Source organism: Bacillus cereus group sp. BfR-BA-01523, from assembly GCF_022662615.1.
Taxonomy (GTDB): Bacteria; Bacillota; Bacilli; order Bacillales; family Bacillaceae_G; genus Bacillus_A; species Bacillus_A mycoides.
On sequence record NZ_JAKUDX010000045.1, the window covers coordinates 1 to 271 of the forward strand.

Sequence of the window (271 nt, forward strand, 5' to 3'; positions counted from 1 at the left end):
TGATAGGTTCGAGGTGGAAGCATGGTGACATGTGGAGCTGACGAATACTAATAGATCGAGGACTTAACCATATAATATGAAGCTAATGTTATCTAGTTTTGAAGGAATATATATTTAAAATTCCTTTGGACATTCTCAAAAGAATGTGTATAATGATAAAAGTCTGGTAATGATGGCAGAGAGGTCACACCCGTTCCCATACCGAACACGGAAGTTAAGCTCTCTAGCGCCGATGGTAGTTGGGACCTTGTCCCTGTGAGAGTAGGACGTT

At 41.0% G+C, this 271-nt stretch carries 1 rRNA gene; it reads left to right on the plus strand.

Annotated features, from left to right (window positions below):
- Positions 1 to 162 precede the first annotated feature (162 nt).
- Positions 163 to 271: ribosomal RNA gene (gene rrf, locus MR066_RS27115) — 5S ribosomal RNA — on the plus strand; the annotation flags it as partial.